At 49.1% G+C, this 18120-nt stretch carries 17 protein-coding genes; 16 read left to right on the plus strand and 1 reads right to left on the minus strand.

The features are described 5' to 3' along the window. Positions 1-475: 475 nt before the first annotated feature. The 6 genes from GKG43_RS21640 to GKG43_RS21665 all read left to right on the plus strand — a co-directional run bounded on the left by GKG43_RS21640 (position 476) and on the right by GKG43_RS21665 (position 6724). Entirely contained in the window at positions 476-1048 is a 573-nt protein-coding gene (locus tag GKG43_RS21640; RefSeq protein WP_347562152.1) for a glycerol-3-phosphate responsive antiterminator, read from the plus strand. 69 nt (positions 1049-1117) lie between these two features. Beyond that, positions 1118-2614: a glycerol kinase GlpK gene (gene glpK / locus GKG43_RS21645; RefSeq protein WP_050641495.1), complete on the plus strand. Its 1497-nt coding sequence runs from the start codon at positions 1118-1120 to the stop codon at positions 2612-2614. Between the two features lie 81 nt (positions 2615-2695). Next, positions 2696-3199, plus strand: a complete 504-nt coding sequence (locus GKG43_RS21650) for an L-2-amino-thiazoline-4-carboxylic acid hydrolase (RefSeq protein WP_055154367.1) — start codon at positions 2696-2698, stop codon at positions 3197-3199. 330 nt (positions 3200-3529) lie between these two features. Further along, entirely contained in the window at positions 3530-4966 is a 1437-nt protein-coding gene (locus GKG43_RS21655; RefSeq protein WP_129879983.1) for an NAD(P)/FAD-dependent oxidoreductase, read from the plus strand. Between the two features lie 109 nt (positions 4967-5075). Beyond that, on the plus strand, positions 5076-6359 hold the full coding sequence (locus tag GKG43_RS21660) for an FAD-dependent oxidoreductase (protein WP_129879985.1): 1284 nt from the start codon (positions 5076-5078) through the stop codon (positions 6357-6359). 2 nt (positions 6360-6361) lie between these two features. Next, positions 6362-6724: a DUF1667 domain-containing protein gene (locus GKG43_RS21665; protein WP_050641491.1), complete on the plus strand. Its 363-nt coding sequence runs from the start codon at positions 6362-6364 to the stop codon at positions 6722-6724. A 13-nt stretch (positions 6725-6737) separates the two neighbouring features. Here GKG43_RS21665 and GKG43_RS21670 read toward each other — a convergent pair whose 3' ends face one another. Beyond that, the gene (locus GKG43_RS21670; protein ID WP_050641490.1) at positions 6738-7442 is read right to left on the minus strand and encodes a GntR family transcriptional regulator; all 705 of its coding nucleotides are present in this window, start codon (positions 7440-7442) and stop codon (positions 6738-6740) included. 245 nt (positions 7443-7687) lie between these two features. Between GKG43_RS21670 and phnG the strand changes: the two genes are divergently transcribed. The 10 genes from phnG to GKG43_RS21720 all read left to right on the plus strand — a co-directional run bounded on the left by phnG (position 7688) and on the right by GKG43_RS21720 (position 17834). Then, positions 7688-8116 (plus strand): phosphonate C-P lyase system protein PhnG, encoded by a 429-nt coding sequence (gene phnG / locus GKG43_RS21675; RefSeq protein WP_050641489.1) that lies wholly within the window; start codon positions 7688-7690, stop codon positions 8114-8116. A gap of 3 nt (positions 8117-8119) precedes the next feature. Next, positions 8120-8713, plus strand: coding sequence for a phosphonate C-P lyase system protein PhnH (gene phnH, locus GKG43_RS21680; RefSeq protein ID WP_050641488.1), 594 nt, complete (start codon positions 8120-8122; stop codon positions 8711-8713). Between the two features lie 37 nt (positions 8714-8750). Then, on the plus strand, positions 8751-9929 hold the full coding sequence (locus tag GKG43_RS21685) for a carbon-phosphorus lyase complex subunit PhnI (RefSeq protein WP_050641487.1): 1179 nt from the start codon (positions 8751-8753) through the stop codon (positions 9927-9929). Continuing rightward, on the plus strand, positions 9930-10775 hold the full coding sequence (locus tag GKG43_RS21690; protein WP_050641486.1) for an alpha-D-ribose 1-methylphosphonate 5-phosphate C-P-lyase PhnJ: 846 nt from the start codon (positions 9930-9932) through the stop codon (positions 10773-10775). Continuing rightward, positions 10775-11605, plus strand: coding sequence for an ATP-binding cassette domain-containing protein (locus GKG43_RS21695; RefSeq protein ID WP_050641485.1), 831 nt, complete (start codon positions 10775-10777; stop codon positions 11603-11605). Before GKG43_RS21690 ends, GKG43_RS21695 begins: the two co-directional genes overlap by 1 nt. Positions 11606-11774: 169 nt before the next feature. Next, entirely contained in the window at positions 11775-12962 is a 1188-nt protein-coding gene (gene phnM, locus GKG43_RS21700; RefSeq protein ID WP_055154373.1) for a phosphonate metabolism protein PhnM, read from the plus strand. An 8-nt stretch (positions 12963-12970) separates the two neighbouring features. After that, entirely contained in the window at positions 12971-13681 is a 711-nt protein-coding gene (locus GKG43_RS21705; RefSeq protein WP_050641483.1) for an ATP-binding cassette domain-containing protein, read from the plus strand. After that, positions 13681-14493: a PHP domain-containing protein gene (locus GKG43_RS21710; protein WP_055154375.1), complete on the plus strand. Its 813-nt coding sequence runs from the start codon at positions 13681-13683 to the stop codon at positions 14491-14493. The genes GKG43_RS21705 and GKG43_RS21710 overlap by 1 nt, the downstream gene beginning before the upstream one ends. Positions 14494-15717: 1224 nt before the next feature. Beyond that, entirely contained in the window at positions 15718-16800 is a 1083-nt protein-coding gene (locus tag GKG43_RS21715; protein WP_050641481.1) for a putative 2-aminoethylphosphonate ABC transporter substrate-binding protein, read from the plus strand. An 11-nt stretch (positions 16801-16811) separates the two neighbouring features. Then, complete coding sequence (locus GKG43_RS21720; RefSeq protein ID WP_055154377.1) at positions 16812-17834, plus strand: ATP-binding cassette domain-containing protein; 1023 nt, start codon at positions 16812-16814, stop codon at positions 17832-17834. The last annotated feature ends 286 nt before the right edge of the window (positions 17835-18120 follow it).

Raw genomic sequence — 18120 nt, forward strand, 5'->3', positions numbered from 1 at the left:
CGCGGCCGAGGACCTAAGAAATTCTAGGCGGGAAACAGCCCTGAAAATGGAGCACCACTGACACATCACGAGAAATCAGATGATTTCTCGCGCTGGGTCAGCTGATTTTTGGATTCGGAATCCAAAAATCTCTCCATTTTCAGGGCTGTTTCCCACCAAGAATTTCTAAGGCCCGCTTAGAGCGTTTTTGAAAGGACATGGATGTTCTCCGGGAGGCTTTCGGCTATCCCTTTATGGAGCGTCCCCATCCGTGCCGAGAGTAAAGCTCGTCGCTAACTTTCTTTCTGGATTAGTGACAAAAACGTAGACGTTTGCTTGTGTGCAGGCACAACGCATGATAAAATATAACAAGTAAAAGAATATGAAAAGTTGGACTTATATCCCCGCAAACTGGGACAACATCTTGCAACAAGCAATTTTCAGACGCGCTCCAGTGGGATGTGGATTTCCGGCGGAGAGGGAAGGAATGAATAAAATGCGGGAATTTTATGAGATCGTCGAGGAAAATCCGGTGATCGCGGCAGTGAAGGATGAAGAGGGTGTGGAAACATGCTGCGCCATGGAAGAAATGAAGGTGATTTTTGTACTTTACGGGGATATCTGTTCTATACCCGGTATTGTGAAGCGGATCAAAGAGGCCGGGAAGACGGCTCTGGTACATATCGACCTGATTACCGGGCTGAGTGCCAAAGAGGCGGCAGTTGATTATATCAAGAACAGTACCGCCGCCGACGGGATTTTGTCCACAAAATCGCTGATGATCCAGCGGGCTAAGGAATTGTCAATGTATGCAGTGCTGCGTTATTTCGTCATAGATTCCATGGCCATTAAGAGCATAGAGAATCTGGACAGACAGCGGGGCAAAAAACCGGATTTTATCGAGGTCATGCCGGGAGTGATGCCCAAAGTGATCCGGAAGATCTGCAGAAGCAGCCGGATTCCGGTCATTGCAGGCGGATTGATCGCGGATAAAGAGGATGTGATGGGAGCCCTGGAGGCGGGGGCTGTGGCGGTATCGTCAACCAACCCCGGCGTATGGGAATTATAAGGCGTACAAGAATTATGGCGTGTATGGGAATAGAAGCAAATGCAGAAATCATAAAAGGAGGGTTTTACTATGGCAAGGTATGTGATGGCGCTGGACTCGGGGACGACCAGCAACCGGTGTATTCTTTTTAATGAAAAGGGGGATATGTGCAGTGTGGCACAGAAAGAGTTCACACAATATTTTCCGAAGCCGGGCTGGGTAGAGCACAATGCGGAAGAGATCTGGTCCAGCCAGCTTGAGGTGGCGCAGCAGGCAATGGCAAATATCAATGCGACGGCTGCGGATATAGCAGCCATTGGCATTACTAACCAGAGGGAGACGACGATCGTCTGGGATAAGGAATCCGGCGAGCCGGTCTATCAGGCGATTGTATGGCAGTGCAGGCGGACATCTGAGTATTGTGACAGCCTGAAAGAAAAAGGGCTGACAGACAAATTCAGGAAAAAAACAGGCTTGGTGATCGACGCCTATTTCTCCGGGACTAAGGTAAAGTGGATTCTGGACAATGTGGAAGGGGCCAGGGAACGTGCCGGGCGAGGGGAGCTTTTATTCGGGACGGTAGAGACATGGCTGATCTGGAAGCTGACAAAAGGGGCGGTTCATGTAACGGACTATTCCAATGCCTCCAGAACCATGCTGTTTAATATCAATACACTTCAGTGGGACGCAGAGATACTGGCGGAGCTTGGAATACCGGCCTCCATGCTTCCGGAGGCGAAGCCGTCCAGCTGCATATACGGTGAGGCGGACGCCGGGTTTTTCGGGGCGCCCATCCCGATTGCGGGGGCAGCAGGAGATCAGCAGGCGGCGCTTTTCGGCCAGACCTGCTTTCAGAAAGGCGAGGCCAAGAATACATATGGAACAGGCTGTTTTTTATTGATGAATACCGGGGAGAAGCCGGTATATTCCGAAAATGGTCTTGTGACGACGATTGCCTGGGGCATGGACGGGAAAGTCAATTATGCACTGGAAGGTTCCATCTTTGTAGCAGGTGCGGCGATCCAGTGGCTGCGGGACGAGATGCAGTTGATTGATTCGTCACAGGTGTCCGAATATATGGCCCAGAAGGTGGAGGACACAAACGGATGTTATGTAGTTCCCGCATTTACCGGTCTTGGAGCGCCGCGCTGGGATCAGTACGCCAGGGGAACCATCGTGGGCCTGACCCGCGGTGTAAACAAGTATCATATCATACGCGCCACCCTGGAGTCTTTGGCATATCAGGTAAATGACGTGCTGCGCGCCATGGAGGCGGATTCCGGGATAAAGCTTTCTGCACTCAAGGTAGACGGCGGCGCCAGCGCAAACAATTTCCTCATGCAGACGCAGGCAAATTTGAGCAATGCCCCTGTAAAACGTCCGCAGTGCGTGGAAACAACCGCCATGGGCGCAGCTTACCTGGCCGGGGTTGCTGTAGGATACTGGAAAAGTAAGGAAGAGGTATTAACAAACTGGGCGATCGACCGGGTATTTGAGCCGGATATCGAGGCCGATACACGGGAAAAGATGCTCCGGGGCTGGAACAAAGCGGTGAGGTACTCATACGGCTGGGCAAAAGAAGAATAAAGACAGCACAGTGAATCAGCAGCATCAGATCATTTTCAAAAATAGGGATATGTGAATACATATAGAAATGTGAGGCAGGACATGGGCAGGGTTAAAAATGAACCAAAGATTAAAAATGCATTAATAACGGCCATCCGGGAACAACTGGAGCACAGAGCAACCTGGCTTTATCTGCTGTGTGATGAGGCAGAAAAAAGAGGCCTGGACAAAAAAGATTTCGGCAGCGCCGCAATCAAACGCTGCGGGCTTACCCAGGGAGCGGCACTGGTGAAAAAGGGCGGCACAAAAGATTTCACAGGACTCAGGAAAACCTTATTCACAAAACCAGCCCAGTGGGTATTTGAAATGAAAATCCGAAAAAACACGCCAGAAGTATTGGCAATAGATTTCCATTACTGCCCGCTGGTAAAAGCGTGGCAGAAGGCGGGATGTTCCGATGAGGAAATCTCTGATCTGTGCGATATAGCCATGTGCGGAGACCGGGGAATCGGAGAAGCTTATGGCGGAAAACTAAAGCTATTAAAGAGCATTGCCAAGGGAGATGAGGTATGCAGATTATATTACCATAAACCAGATATTAGCTGACGAGCTTAAGTCTCGGCAGCGGATGGGGCCTCCGAAACGGTGGCAGCGTATTAATTAGAACGGTGGAACACGCTCTAGGCCAACTCAGTACAACCAAACGAATTAATCCGCTGCCACCGTTTCGGAACCCCACCCAGAGGGGAAACTTTCCCTCCTTAAATTCCGGTTGTAATTTGGGGGAGGGAGGCGTATAATATATATAGAAATAAATAATTTGTGCCGATGAGAACAGAGCCTGGCAGATGACATATCAGCAGATATGTTTGTTTGCGGGCTCTGTTTTTTGTCTTTAAAGACAAAATATTTTTCGGAATCCAGGAGGGATGAAATATGTATGATGTAATTATAATTGGAGCCGGTGTTTCCGGTGCGGCGGCAGCAAGGGAGCTGTCCAGATATAAGGTGAAGGTATGCGTTCTGGAAAAATCAGTGGATGTATGCTGCGGGACATCCAAAGCTAACAGCGGGATCGTCCATGCCGGATATGACGCACGGCCAGGTTCTCTAATGGCCAAGCTGAATGTGGAGGGAAACCGCATGATGGGGATGCTGTCAGAAGAGCTGGATTTTCCGTTTCAGAGAAAGGGGTCGCTGGTTATATGCAGGAATCAGGAGGAGCTTCCGGTTCTAATGAGGCTGCAGGCTCAGGGAAAAGAGAACGGTGTGGAAGGCCTGGAGATTCTGAACAGGGAACAAGCGCTTGCACTGGAACCCAATATTACGGAACAGGTGGAGGCCGTCTTGTATGCACCCACGGCCGGAATCGTTTGTCCTTTTGGCCTGAATATCGCAATGGCTGAAAATGCCTGTGCCAACGGCGTGGAATTTCGGTTTGATACGGAAGTGGATGCGATTGAGAAGGTGGAGGGCGGTTACCTTCTCAAGACAGATTCCGGTGATTACAAAGCCCGGTATGTGGTAAATGCTGCGGGTGTGTATGCGGACCGTTTCCATAATATGGTGAGCAGCAGAAAGCTCCATATCACTCCAAGGAAGGGAGAATATTTCCTGCTGGATAAAGGGGCAGGAAATCACGTTTCCAGAACTATATTCGCCCTTCCGGGGAAATTAGGAAAGGGAGTTCTGGTAACTCCGACTGTGCATGGAAATCTGCTGGTTGGGCCTACGGCGGAAGATATTGAGAATAAAGAAGGCACAAATACTACAGCGGCAGGGCTTGCTGCGATTTCAGAGAAGGCCGGGCAGAATGTAAGGGATCTGCCTCTCAAAAAGGTGATCACCAGTTTTGCCGGTCTGCGTGCCCATGAGGACGGAAATGACTTTATCATAGAGGAGGCTTCAGATGCCCCGGGATTTATCGACTGTGCGGGAATAGAATCTCCCGGCCTTACCAGCGCACCGGCTGTGGGGCTTATGGTGGCGGAGATTCTGCGGGATAAGATGAAGCTGCAGAAAAATCCTGATTTTCAGGGGAGGAGAAAAGGGATACTGAATCCTGCGCTGCTCTCCATAGAAGATAGAAATAAACTGATTCTGGAACAGCCGGCCTATGGACATATTATCTGCCGGTGCGAAATGATTTCCGAAGGGGAGATATTGGATGCCATACACCGGCCGCTGGGGGCGCGTTCACTGGACGGCGTGAAGCGCAGGACGAGAGCCGGTATGGGACGGTGCCAGGCCGGATTCTGTTCGCCGAGGACGATGGAGATTCTGGCAAGGGAACTGGGCGTGTCCATGGAAGCGATTACAAAGGCCGGCGGAAACTCCGGACTGATCGTAGGGACGAATAAAGATGTGCTGTAGATGGATTGGCATCAGATGTAACAGTTCAGGCAGGCATGAACTGTTATCATCAGATCAGCAGCATGGAGAAGATGAACTGGAAGTCTGCGGACAGTAGGAGGATATGAAAATGGAGAAATATAAGATCGTGATCATCGGAGGAGGGCCTGCGGGACTGGCAGCCGCAGTTTCAGCCAGAAATGCAGGAATAGAGAGCATTCTGATCCTGGAGCGGGATAAGGAGCTGGGGGGAATTTTGAACCAGTGCATCCATAATGGGTTTGGTCTGCATACCTTTCAAGAGGAGCTGACCGGTCCGGAATATGCGGCGCGTTTTGAGGCGCGCGTTTTGGAACTGGGGATTGAATACAGACTGGAAACCATGGTCATGGACATCAGCCGGGAGAAGCTGATTACTGCCATGAACCGGGAAAGAGGCATGTTTCAGATTCAGGCGGAGGCCATTGTCCTTGCCATGGGATGCAGAGAGCGTTCCAGGGGTGCGCTGAACATACCGGGCTACCGCCCGGCGGGGATCTATTCGGCCGGCACGGCGCAGCGGCTTGTAAATATGGAGGGCTTTCTGCCCGGCAGAAAGGTTGTGATACTGGGATCCGGGGACATTGGTCTGATTATGGCGAGAAGAATGACGCTGGAAGGCGCAGAGGTAAAAGTGGTGGCGGAGCTGATGCCTTACTCCGGCGGGCTGAAGCGGAATATCGTACAGTGTCTGGACGACTACGGCATACCACTGAAGCTGAGCCACACCGTAACAGATATTAAGGGAAAAGAGCGCGTGGAAGGGATAACGCTTGCGGCGGTTGATGAAAAAGGAAGACCCATTTCCGGGACAGAGGAGGACTATGAATGTGATACGCTTCTCTTGTCTGTCGGCCTGATTCCGGAAAATGAATTATCCGGGCAGATGGGAGCAGAGTTAAACCCCGTCACCTCCGGGCCGGTGGTGAATGAAAGCCTGGAGACCAGCGTGGCCGGAGTCTTTGCCTGTGGGAATGTTCTGCATGTCCACGATCTGGTAGATTTCGTTTCGGAGGAAGCGGAAATGGCAGGGCAGAATGCCGCACTTTATGTTAAGAAGCATGTGGATAAGTCCACAGAAAACGGCGGAGGATATGGAAAAGTGCTTCCAATACAGCCGTCAGGCGGGGTGCGCTATACAGTCCCTTCATTTATAAGACCGGATCATATGGAGGATAAGCTGACGGTAAGATTCCGGGTCGGCAGTGTGTACCGGAAGTGTTATGTCAGCGTATATCTCGGGGAAGAAAGAATCATTCACAAAAAACGTCCTGTAATGGCTCCGGGAGAGATGGAAGAGATCAGGCTGGAGAAGTCCCTTTTGCTGGGCTGCAATGAAGATGAAACAATCAGAATTCGGATAGAGGAGGCATAGAAATGGAGAAAAAAGAACTGATCTGTATCGGCTGTCCCATGGGATGTGCCTTAACGGTGGAGACAGAGGATCATGAGGTGCTGTCTGTGGCCGGAAATACCTGCCCCCGCGGGGAAAGCTATGCCAGAAAGGAAGTGACGAACCCGACCAGAATTGTGACCACAACAGTCAGGATGAGTGACAGCCGGGAGAAGACGGTCTCTGTAAAGACGGAGACGGATATTCCGAAAGGAAAGATATTTGAGTGTGTAAGGCAGCTGAAGGATGTGGAAATGAAACCTCCTGTGCATATAGGGGATATCGTTCTGGGGAATGCGGCGGGAACCGGAGTAAACGTGGTGGCTACCAGGGAAGTGCTTTGCTAAAGACCGTCACTAGTTAAACAAATATGAACTTGTCACTGCGGTATATGGTCCTGGCAACCTCTACAACGGTTCCGGAGGGAAGCGTGACGCAGCGGCAGGTGAGAACAAGACAGGGAGCGTACCCTTTTATCTGCAGAAGGGAGCGCTCCTTTTTGCTGAGAGAAGAGACCGTAAGCTGCCGGTTCTCCGTATGCAGATTGGAATAGCCGCAATTATGGATATAGTCATAGACCGAAGTAATCGAGGCACCGTCCTCCTGAATGCAGGGGAACAGATCCTCCGCCATATAGCTGATATGTATGGCAGCAGGCTCACCATCCAGTATGCGCAGGCGGGTGATCTTATAAATAGGCTCCTCGAATTCCACACCCAGCATGCTGTGAATCAGAGAATCTCCCCGCAGTTTCTGGCATCCCATATTCCGGGTCTCAAAGGAAAGATTGAGATCCGCCATCTTGCTGGAAAAACTCCGGTCCTCCATAGAAAGCAGAATCTTATCCCGCCTGCCGGAAAAGAAACTGCCATAGCCCTGCATGGCATAGATATAACCCAGTTCCTTCAGCCGTTCATAAGCCTTCCGGATCTCGGAGCGGGGGACGCCAAATCGGACGGCCATCTTATTTTCACTTGGCATCTTATCGCCCTTCTTGTATATATTTTTCTGAAATTCCTGTATAAGAACATCAACAATGGACTCCCATGTCCAATTTTTCTTCATATAAGTACACCTCCGTGTATATTCAGACAATGAAGCTCAAGGGGGTCAGACCCCTTTGACCTCCCCTTCAAATTCTGCCTGTTTTCCCCACGATTATAACAACAGAATCTCTCAAGCACAACAATATTCAGACAACTTTACGAAGAGTTTACGCAACGCAGTTGGCAACTTTACATTCCTCACATAAGATGCTCAGAGAAGTAAAATATTTGAATTTAAACAAAGGCAGATCAGGAGGAATAGTTATGACGAAGCGGGAGATATCCGTAATTCTGGCAGGAGCTTCCCAGAAGGAAGTAATAGAAATTGCTGGTCCTATGAAAGAAAACTGTGAGATTCAAATTATGAAGCCGCCGCAGAAAACACTCGTGATGGTAAAAGCCAGGGAAACTGTTAAAAGATCCCTGTTCTATCTCGGCGAAGTGCTTGCAACAGAATGTATGGTGCTGGTGGATGGCGTGAAAGGCGCGGCAGTACTTGCGGGAGATGATTTTGATAAAGTGACGGCGGCAGCTGTTATTGACGGATTTCTGAATCTGCCGGATAAAAAGGCAGAGAAGCAGCAGGTACTCGGGCAGATTCAAGAGCTTGGCAGGCAGCAGGCAGCGGCGCGTGCAGAGTTAAATCGCGCGCTTAGAAAATCGAAGGTTAATTTTAATGTAATGGGAGAATAGAAAATGGTGAAGGAATTAAAACTTGCATATGAGTTTGATTTTGTGTTTGACGGACAGAAGGTATTCAGAAAACTGCTCCATGCCCTGGCTAATCCGGGAACAATCGGCAGTATCGGTCATCAGGCCGGTAAATTTGCAGGCAGCCACCAGGCTTTGATGGCACTGGGATGCACATTGCTGGATAATGAAGAAACAATGTATGTAGAAAAGAATCCGGTACTTTCTGCGGATTTACACAGTCTGACACTGTGCCATGAGGCGGATCTGGACAAGGCAGATTATATCTTCCTTTCCTCCGAGATGAATTATGGCTCCATGGAACAGATTTTGAAAAATATTAAGCATGGGACGTATGCCGATCCTCAGCAGTCGGCCACGGTTTTTCTGCAGTGCACGGAGCTGGCAGGCAGAGAATCCATGACACTGGAGGGACCCGGCATCAAAGACAGGCTTACTGTCGAGGTCTATCCTTATATAAAAAAGGTCACCGCTCTGCGTCAAAGTCTGCAGATTGAGTATCCGCTTGGGGTGGATTTGGTATTTGCGGATGTTACCGGGAACATTATGGGACTCCCGAGGTTGTGCAGGATGATATAAAAGCAGAGTATTCAAGAAAACAATAGGAGGCAGACATATGGCTTATGTAGCAGTTACCGGCGGCAAAGAGGCAATTGAACAGTCCTTGAAACTGCTGGAAATATTCAGAGAGAGCAAAGAAGATATCAGTGTGACATGCATGAAAGAAAATATGGCGCTGTTAGTAGATAAGATCATGAGCGAAGCAGGGTTTTACTCAGAAGAGTATGCTGCGCTGGCGCTGAAGCAGTGCGAGGGCAGTGTGGAGGAAGCGGTATTTTTACTGCGGGCCTACCGTTCCACCCTGCCTAGAAACTATTATTCACTGCCGATTGATACGGGGAAAATGCGGATTCTGCGGAGGATTTCCGCTGCCTTTAAAGATATCCCGGGAGGGCAGATATTGGGACCTACATACGATTATTCACATCGTCTTCTGGACTTTTCGCTGATGGAAGATATCATGGAAGACAATATAAAAGGCAGTAGAGAAGACAATACGAAAGGCGGAACAGAAGACCGTGTAAATCACGATAAACCACGGGAAGTGCAGGAACAAATAGAAAGAACTGTGGCAGAAGACGGCGCCGACATTCGCTGCAGCCGCGTGACAGATCTTTTAAAAGCCGAGAATCTACTGGAGGATACAGCGGAAGATAATACCCCTCCCTTTGATGTGACCAGCAGTCTGCTCACATTTCCCGCTCCGCGCAGTGCAAGGCTGCAGACGTTTGCAAGAAGTGATGCCGGATTCCTGGGGGGAGTTGCTTACAGCTCCATGCGCGGGTACGGGGCTGTACATCCGACCGTATCCGAGCTGCGGAGCGGATATGTGGAAGTATGCATTCCCTATGCACTGAATGAGGAAGAAGAGATCTGTATCGGAGAAATCCTTGTGACCGAAGTGGAAGCACTGGTGCCTTCCCACACAGAAACAGATGAGGAATTCGATAAGATGACGCTTTCCGGAGGATACGGCCTGATATTCGGCAGAAATGAGAACAAGGCCATTGCCATGTCTATTGCCGATGCGGGACTGGAAACCGAGGGGAGCACCCCGTCCCAGGATGAGGAATTTGTTCTCACCCACGGCGACTGTCTGGAAATGAGCGGCTTTATATCCCATCTAAAGCTGCCGCACTATGTCACCTTCCAATCGAAACTGGACAGAGTCAGAGAGACAGACACCAATGGCAAAGAGGGCAGACCCCTCTGCAGAGAAACGGAGGATGAATAAATGATTGATGCAAAGCACTATAATTTTGCCTTTCTGGATGAGGGCTCCAAGCGTGAAATCAGAAGAAGCATATTAAAGGCAGTGGCCATCCCCGGCTACCAGGTCCCTTTTGGTTCCAGAGAGCTGCCCATCGGCAGGGGCTGGGGAACAGGCGGCATTCAGATCACCCTGTCCATTATCGGAAAAGAGGATGTACTGAAAGTCATTGATCAGGGCAGCGATGACAGTGTCAATGCCGTAAATATAAAAAAACTGGTGGAAGAATGCACCGGGGTGGAACTCACCACAGATTCGGAAGAAGCAAGTATCATTCAGAGCCGTCACAGAATACCGGAGATTCCCATGAGAAATGACCAGATACTGGTCCTTCAGGTGCCGACGCCGGAACCTCTGCGTATTGTAGAGCCGAGGGAATCTGTGACAAAACAGATGCATGCAGAAGCAGAGTACAGCGGCATGTGGCTTTCTCTCTTTGAGGATCTGACCCAGTTCGGGGATATCAGCATCAGCTCAGAATACCCGGTCATGGTGGAGGAACGCTATGTCATGAACCCCAGCCCCATCCCGAGGTATGACAACCAGAAGCTGAATGACAGCGATACCCTGTATCTGTTTGGGGCAGGACGGGAAAAGAAGATCTATGCGATCCCGCCGCATACGGATGTGGAATCCATGTGTTTTGAGGATGTTCCGTTTAAAACAGAAGACTTTGAAGGAAAAAGATGCAGGCTGTGCGGTGCACAGGGGGTATATCTGGATGAAATCATAGATGAGAGCACAGGAGAAAAGGTATACGAATGCAGTGATACCGGATTCTGCCGTGGCAGAAGGGAGCGTGGAGCGTAATGGAAAAGCCCGTACTGGATATTCAGCACCTGACCGTGCGTTATGGAAAAACCTGTGATCACTGCAGGAATGGCGGAGCACTGGTCAAAAACACCTGCCCCCATTGTAAAACCGTCTGGGCATGCAGCGATATTAATGTAACTCTGTACGAGGGCGAGATACTGGGAATCGTGGGAGAGTCAGGTTCCGGAAAATCAACACTGATGAAGAGTCTGTACTTTGATTTTGATATAACGGAGGGACAAGGGTATCTCCGGGATTTTGAGAATGGGGAGGCAGATATCTTCGGACAGAGCCTGCAAAAGAAAAAATATATAAAAAACCATATCATGGGAATGGTTTACCAGAATCCCCTGCTGGGCCTTCGGATGGACTACTCAGGCGCCGGCAATATCGCCGAGAAGCTGATAGCCGCAGGCCAGCGGAATTTTGCAGGGATGAACGAGCGCGTAGAGGAACTGCTGGATGCGGTGGAAATCCTGCAGTCCAGAAAGAAAGAACCACCGAAAAACTTCAGCGGGGGCATGCAGCAGCGAGTACAGATCTCCAAGGCACTGGCAAATAATCCGGCGATTCTCCTGCTGGATGAAGTCACCACGGGGCTGGACCTGTCCGTGCAGGCAAAAGTGCTGGAACTGATCCGCAGAATCCGGCAGGAATTCCACATTTCCATCATGCTGGTTTCCCATGATCTGGCGGTGATACGCATGCTGGCAGACAGAACAATCGTCATGCTGGACGGAAAGATCATCGAGCAGGGGCTGACCGATCAGATTCTGGATGACCCGCAGCAGCCATATACCCAGCAGCTGGTCCATTCCCTTTTGTAAAAGGCAGAATGGGGGTTATACAACAACTGGAATGGGAATGATGCAACAGCCGGAATGGGAATGATGCAATAGCTGAAATGGGAATGATGCAACAGCTGAAATGAAATTTGTGTAACAAAGGATATAAAAATGATGCAACAGCTGAATTGGAAAATGTGAGGAAGATTACATGCAGAAAATAATAACAAACGGAATTATTGTCCTGGAGGAGCAGATGCTGCAGGCCCATGATGTGGTGATAGAAAACGGCAGGATCACCGGCATCCGGAGGACTGGGGATGCGGATAAAACCGGTTCCCGCGAAATCTATGATGCCGGTGGAGCCTATATTATGCCTGGGATCATAGATATTCACTCCGACATGATTGAGACATATATACAGCCGCGCAGTACTGCGGTTATGGATTTTGAAATGGCTTTGGGGGAAGCGGAGCGGGTGCTGGCCACCTGCGGTATTACCACAATGTTCCACTCGATATCCATGTTCCGGGACGGCTCCTGGGATGTAAAAGAAATCAGGCAGTCCTCCCAGGTTAAGAAACTGGCCGGTCTGATTGGAGAATACCGGCACAAGAAGAGACTGATCCGCCACAGATATCATCTGCGCTATGAAATTGATAATCTGGACTGCTATGAAGAGGTAGCGGACATGCTTGAAAGCGGCCTGGTGGATCTGCTGTCCTTTATGGATCATTCGCCGGGACAGGGGCAGTATAAAAATCTGGATATTTACCGGAAACATCAGCCAGACGAGGGCAGAGGCCTTTCGGAGAAGGAATTTGAGGAACTGGTAGAGCGGGAAATGCGGAAAAAAACAGTATCATTTCCTCAATTGAGAAAATTGGCAGAGACAGCAGCAAAATGTGGGATCTCCGTGGCGAGCCATGATGATGATACCGTAGAAAAGCTGGATATGAACCGGGAACTGGGCGTGTCCATCAGTGAATTCCCGATTACGCTGGAAGTGGCAGAGGCCGCGGTGAAAAAAGGCTTTCAGACCGTCTTAGGGGCGCCGAATATACTGCTGGGCGGATCGCATTCCGGTAATCTGTCCGCTCTGGAGGCGGTTCGTGCAGGTGCAGCCAATGTTCTTGTATCTGATTATTATCCCCAGGCCCTGCTGCAGGCGGTATTCTGCCTGAACCGGGAATACGGCATCCCTCTTTGTAAGGCAGTACAGTATGTGACGGCCAATCCCGCCAGAGCTGTGGGGCTTGATCAGGAATTGGGGTCTGTGGAAATTGGAAAGAGAGCGGATCTGCTTCTCGTAGATGCAGCAGAGGGAAAACCTGCAGTGAAGCAGGTATTTGTGAATGGAGAATGTATTATGGAATGCCGTTACCGTGTGGCGGATTAGGAGGAATTATGGAGCATATACTGGAAATAAAGGGCCTGTCAAAACAATTCTATCTGCATGAGCAGGGCAGGGAGATCAAGAGCTGCAGGGATATCAGCTTTACGCTGGACAAAGGCGGTTTTATTGGAATCGTGGGGACATCGGGGGCAGGAAAATCTACGGTCCTGCGCTGCATTTACCGCACCTATTCCGTCTCCACCGGAAGCGTGATGTACGATTCACTTTCATACGGAAGACTGGATCTGGCAAGCGCGGAAGAAAGAAAAATCATTCATCTGCGGAAAGTAGAGATCGGATATGTATCGCAGTTTCTGACGATACTTCCCCGTACCACAGCCAGGGAGCATGTGATCAACGGCGCCCTGGACGCTGGATTTTCCTATGAAGAGTCCAGAGAAAAAGCGGAAGAAATGCTGCGTTACTTTAAGCTGAGCGAGACGCTCTGGGATATTTATCCCAATACTTTTTCGGGCGGGGAAAAGCTGAGGCTGAACCTGGCTCATGCCATGGTAAAGGCGCCAAGGCTATTATTACTGGATGAACCGACGGCATCACTGGACAACGGCACAAAGCTTCTGGTAAAAGAATTACTGATGAAGCTGAAAGCAGAAGGAACATCTATGATAGGAATTTTCCACGATCTTGAGTTCATGGAAGGGCTTTGTGACCGCGTGTACAATATTTCAAAGGGCAGCTTTCAGACAGAGGAGGCGGTGTGATGTACCGGGCGGATTTACATATACATACGGCGGTATCTGACTGCAGCCTGCAGACAGAGGCCATCCTTGCCGGGGCCAAAGCGGAGGGGATTACGCACCTGTCTTTTACGGATCACGATACAACGATTGATGCCGAAAAGCACAAGGCGTTGGCGGAGGAACAGGGGATTCAGGCTATTCCGGGAATTGAAATGTCTGCATTTGATTTCAAAAGAAATAAAAAAGTTCACATACTTGGATATAAATATCAGACTAACCGACAGATAGAGGCCATTGGAAGAGAAACACTGAAAAAAAGAAATGAAAACTGCCTGAAGCAGATCGGGATTCTTAAGAACCTCGGGTACCGAATATCCGAGGAGGAGATCAGGAGGGCGGCAGGGTCCTGCATTTATAAGCAGCATATTCTGGATTATCTGGTAAAGACCGGGCAGAGTGAAACGCTGTTCGGGAGAGTTTACCAAAATATATTTAAAAATCAGGGCCCCTGTGACTTTGATATTGAGTACCCTGCTGCAGAGGATGTGGTGCAGGCAATCAAGGCCGATAAAGGATATGCGGTACTGGCGCATCCGGGGCAGCAGGGAAACTACGGGGTGATACACCGGTTGGCGGAGGCAGGGCTGGACGGAATCGAGTGGAACCACCCCTCCCACGGGAAGTCCGACCGAAGAAGGGTTGAGGAGTACTGCCGCAGCTACCGGCTGTTCATGACAGGGGGAAGTGATTTCCATGGCAGGTATGAAAATGGGAAGACAATGCTGGGAGCCTGTCCAGCTCATGAAAGCAGCGAGATCCTGTTTCTTCCCTGAATATGGTTACCGGGGATGAGTCGGCAAGCTTCAGTTTTGTCGACGGATGGGGGCGCGAAAGGAAGGGATAGCCGAAAGCCTCCCGGTGAACATCCATGTCCTTTCAAAAATGCGGCCACGAACCTAAGAAATTCTAGGCGGGAAACAGCCGCGAAAATGGAGCACAGCTGACACATCACGAGAAATCGGATGATTTCTCGCGCTGGGTCAGCTGAATTTTTGATTCGGTATCAAAAATTCTCTCCATTTTCACGGCTGTTTCCCACCAAGAATTTCTAAGGCCCGCTTTGAGCATTTTTGAAAGGACATGGATGTTCTCCGGGAGGTTTTCGGCTATCCCGTCCTTTCGCTGGGTTCATCCAATCGGCAGTAAAGCTCGTCTACTGGGGAGGGTCCGTAACGGGGGCAGTGTATTGATTCGACCGGTGGAACATGAAGTCCCCATTCATTTATCAACGATACGGTTGTAACTTTATAGAAATATAAATTGTTGTGCTGAAAGCGCATGAAAATTATTTTTGGAATGGGTCCTGCATTTAGTATTCAACATTTTCTAACACCCTGTATAGTAAAAGTATACCCAAGGGTACCCTGTAATTCATACCTGGGGAAGAGTCAGCAGCAGAATAAAGCTCAATTTACTCTTTCTATGTACCGGGGCTATGCTGTGTCATCAAACGACTCAATACGCTGCCCCCGTTACGGACCTCCCTAGTTGACAAGTTTATCTACCGATTGGATGAACCCAGCGAAATAAAGGGAACGCCGCCAGCCTTCCAAATATACATATGCCGTTGGAAAGCGCTAAAGCGGACCTTAGAAATTCTTGGAAGCCGACAGCCGAAAAAGTGGGGAAATTTTGTGATCACCGAATCACAAAATTAGGCGACCCAGCGCGAGAAATCATCTGATTTCTCGTGATGTGTCGCCTGTGCCCCACTTTTTTGGCTGTCGGCTTCCTAGAATTTCTTAGGTTCGTGTCCGCACTTTCCAACGGCATATGTATATTTGGAAGGCTGGCGGCGTTCCCTTTATTTCGCGTCCCCATCCGTCGACAAGTCTAAAGCTTGCCGACTATACTCCAGGTAACTGAAAATGTAAAATAATTTAACATTTCCAGGAAAATATTTTACAGAATTCCAACCAACAGATGATAAGAATTCAATAATCAGCCGATATAATTGCCTTGTGAAATGAAGATAAATAATAAATCTGGAGGTAATTATGAAGAAGATTATAGTAATGGGAATGATAGCGCTCATGACCCTGGGCACACTGACAGGATGCGTGACTAAGGCAAATGCAGAGGAAGGCAGCAGCACATCGGCAAGTGCAGGAGACGAGAATGTAATCAATGTATATACCGCTCTCGAGGACGAGCAGGTGACGGATTATCTGGAAGAATTTAAGGAACAGAACCCGGATGTCACAGTAAATGTCACAAGAGAATCCACGGGTATCATCACATCTAAACTGCTTGCGGAAAAGGATAATCCGGTTGCGGATGTGGTATGGGGCCTGTCGGCTACCAGTCTGCTTGTACTGGCACAGGATGATATGCTGGAACCATACGAACCGGAAGGGGCGGACAGAATCCTCCCGGAATTCAAAGATAGCGCGGATGTACCTTCCTGGGTGGGAATCGATGCATGGGAAACTGCGTTTATTGTAAATAAGGAAGTCCTGAAGTCAAAGGGAATTGATACCGTACCAAAATCTTATGAAGATCTGCTGGATCCGAAGTATAAGGGACTAATCGCAATGTCCAATCCCGCGTCTTCCGGCACCGGACTCTTAACTGTTAATGGAATTCTCAGCCTCTACGGAGATGAGGAAGGCTGGAACTATCTGGATAAGCTTCATGAAAACGTAGCGGTTTATATGCATTCTGGTTCTCAGCCTGCTAAGGCGACAGCAGCAGGGGAATATGGAATCGGCATCTCTTTCGGCTACCGCTGCATTCAGTCAGCAGAAGAAGTGGGAAGCGAGATCTGTGAGGCAGTGTTCCCGTCAGAGGGTTCCGGATGGGATATGGAAGCAAATGCTCTGATTAAAAAGGACAATGAAAAAGAGATATCCAAAAAGTTCCTGGACTGGGCGATATCTGATAATGTTATGAAAAAATATGCAACCAATTATCCGATCGTTGCAACGGGCGCCAGCGATAATATTCCGGAAGGATATTCACAGAATCCGCTGGATCAGCTGATCCCGGATATGGACTTTAACAAAGCGGCAAAGAACAGAGAATCCATTTTGGAAAGCTGGACTGACCGTTACGATTCCAAGAGTGCTCCGGAAGAATAGAGGTAGATCCTATGAGCGTAAGTTTAAAAATCAGTGATGTTTCAAAGGTTTTTGAGAAGAATGTGGCATTGAATCATGTGAATTTACAGATCCAAGCAGGCGAATTCGTCTGCCTGCTTGGCCCTTCCGGGTGCGGCAAATCTACATTGCTGCGCTTAATAGCCGGCCTGGACCGGCCAAGTGACGGGAGGATATACATCAATGACAGAGATGTGACCAATCTTCCGCCGGCCAGAAGAAACTTTGGGATCATGTTCCAGTCTTATGCGCTCTTTCCGAACCTTTCGGCATACGAAAATGTGGCATACGGGCTGCGCAACAAAAAGATAAAAAATAAAGACATCGAAGAGCGGGTTGGGCGCCTTTTTGAGATGATTAAACTGACCAATGCAAAGGACCGCCTGCCGTCACAGATGTCGGGGGGAGAACAGCAGCGTGTTGCACTGGCAAGGGCACTGGCGACAGAGCCCGATTTTTTGCTGCTGGATGAACCGTTGTCCGCGCTGGATGCAAAGGTCAGGATATCTCTGAGGAAAGAGATCTGCAGTATTCAAAAAGAACTGGGTCTAACAACGATCATGGTAACCCATGACCAGGATGAGGCCCTGACCATGGCAGACAGAATCATTGTAATGAATAAGGCTGTTGTGATGCAGGAGGGAACCCCGGAAGAAATCTATGAGCACCCGGAAAATCCTTTTGTAGCGGATTTCATCGGCTCCATCAATTTTATTGACCGTGAAAAGAGCCAGGTATACAATCTGGGCAATTATGAGCGCGTTGCCATACGCCCTGAAAAGATAGAAATAGAAAGAACGGCAGGCAGGGAAAGCCTGCGCGGAAAGATCGCAGACATTGAATTCAGAGGATTTTATAACCGTGTTTCCGTACAGGTAAGCCATGTGGTCTACGGCGATATGGTGCTGTATGTGGATGTGCCTTTTCAGGCGGCAAAAGAAAAGAAATTCAGAGTGGGCGAGATCGTGTTTGTTAATATGCCGCGCGAAGAACTGCTGGGATTTGAATCCGCATAATAAAGCGGGCGGGGCAGAAAATCAGCAGATATATCCCGGGCCCTGCAACGGTTCAGACAAGTATGAACTATTACCCGGGCCCCGTCAATTCCAGAACATCATTTGAAGGAGAAAATAACATAACATGAACCGTATAAAAAAATTAGTAAGGAGTGGAGAGAAGGAAGACATTGTCAGAGGAGCCGCGATTTACCTGGTTATGATTTTTCGGAAGTGTGAAACTTTTTCTGTAAAATAACTTCAAAAGGTTCTTCTATGATAAAATAATAATCATAGGAGGGCCTTT

This window comes from Eubacterium sp. BIOML-A2 (assembly GCF_009680135.1).
Taxonomy (GTDB): Bacteria; Bacillota; Clostridia; order Lachnospirales; family Lachnospiraceae; genus Faecalicatena; species Faecalicatena contortus_B.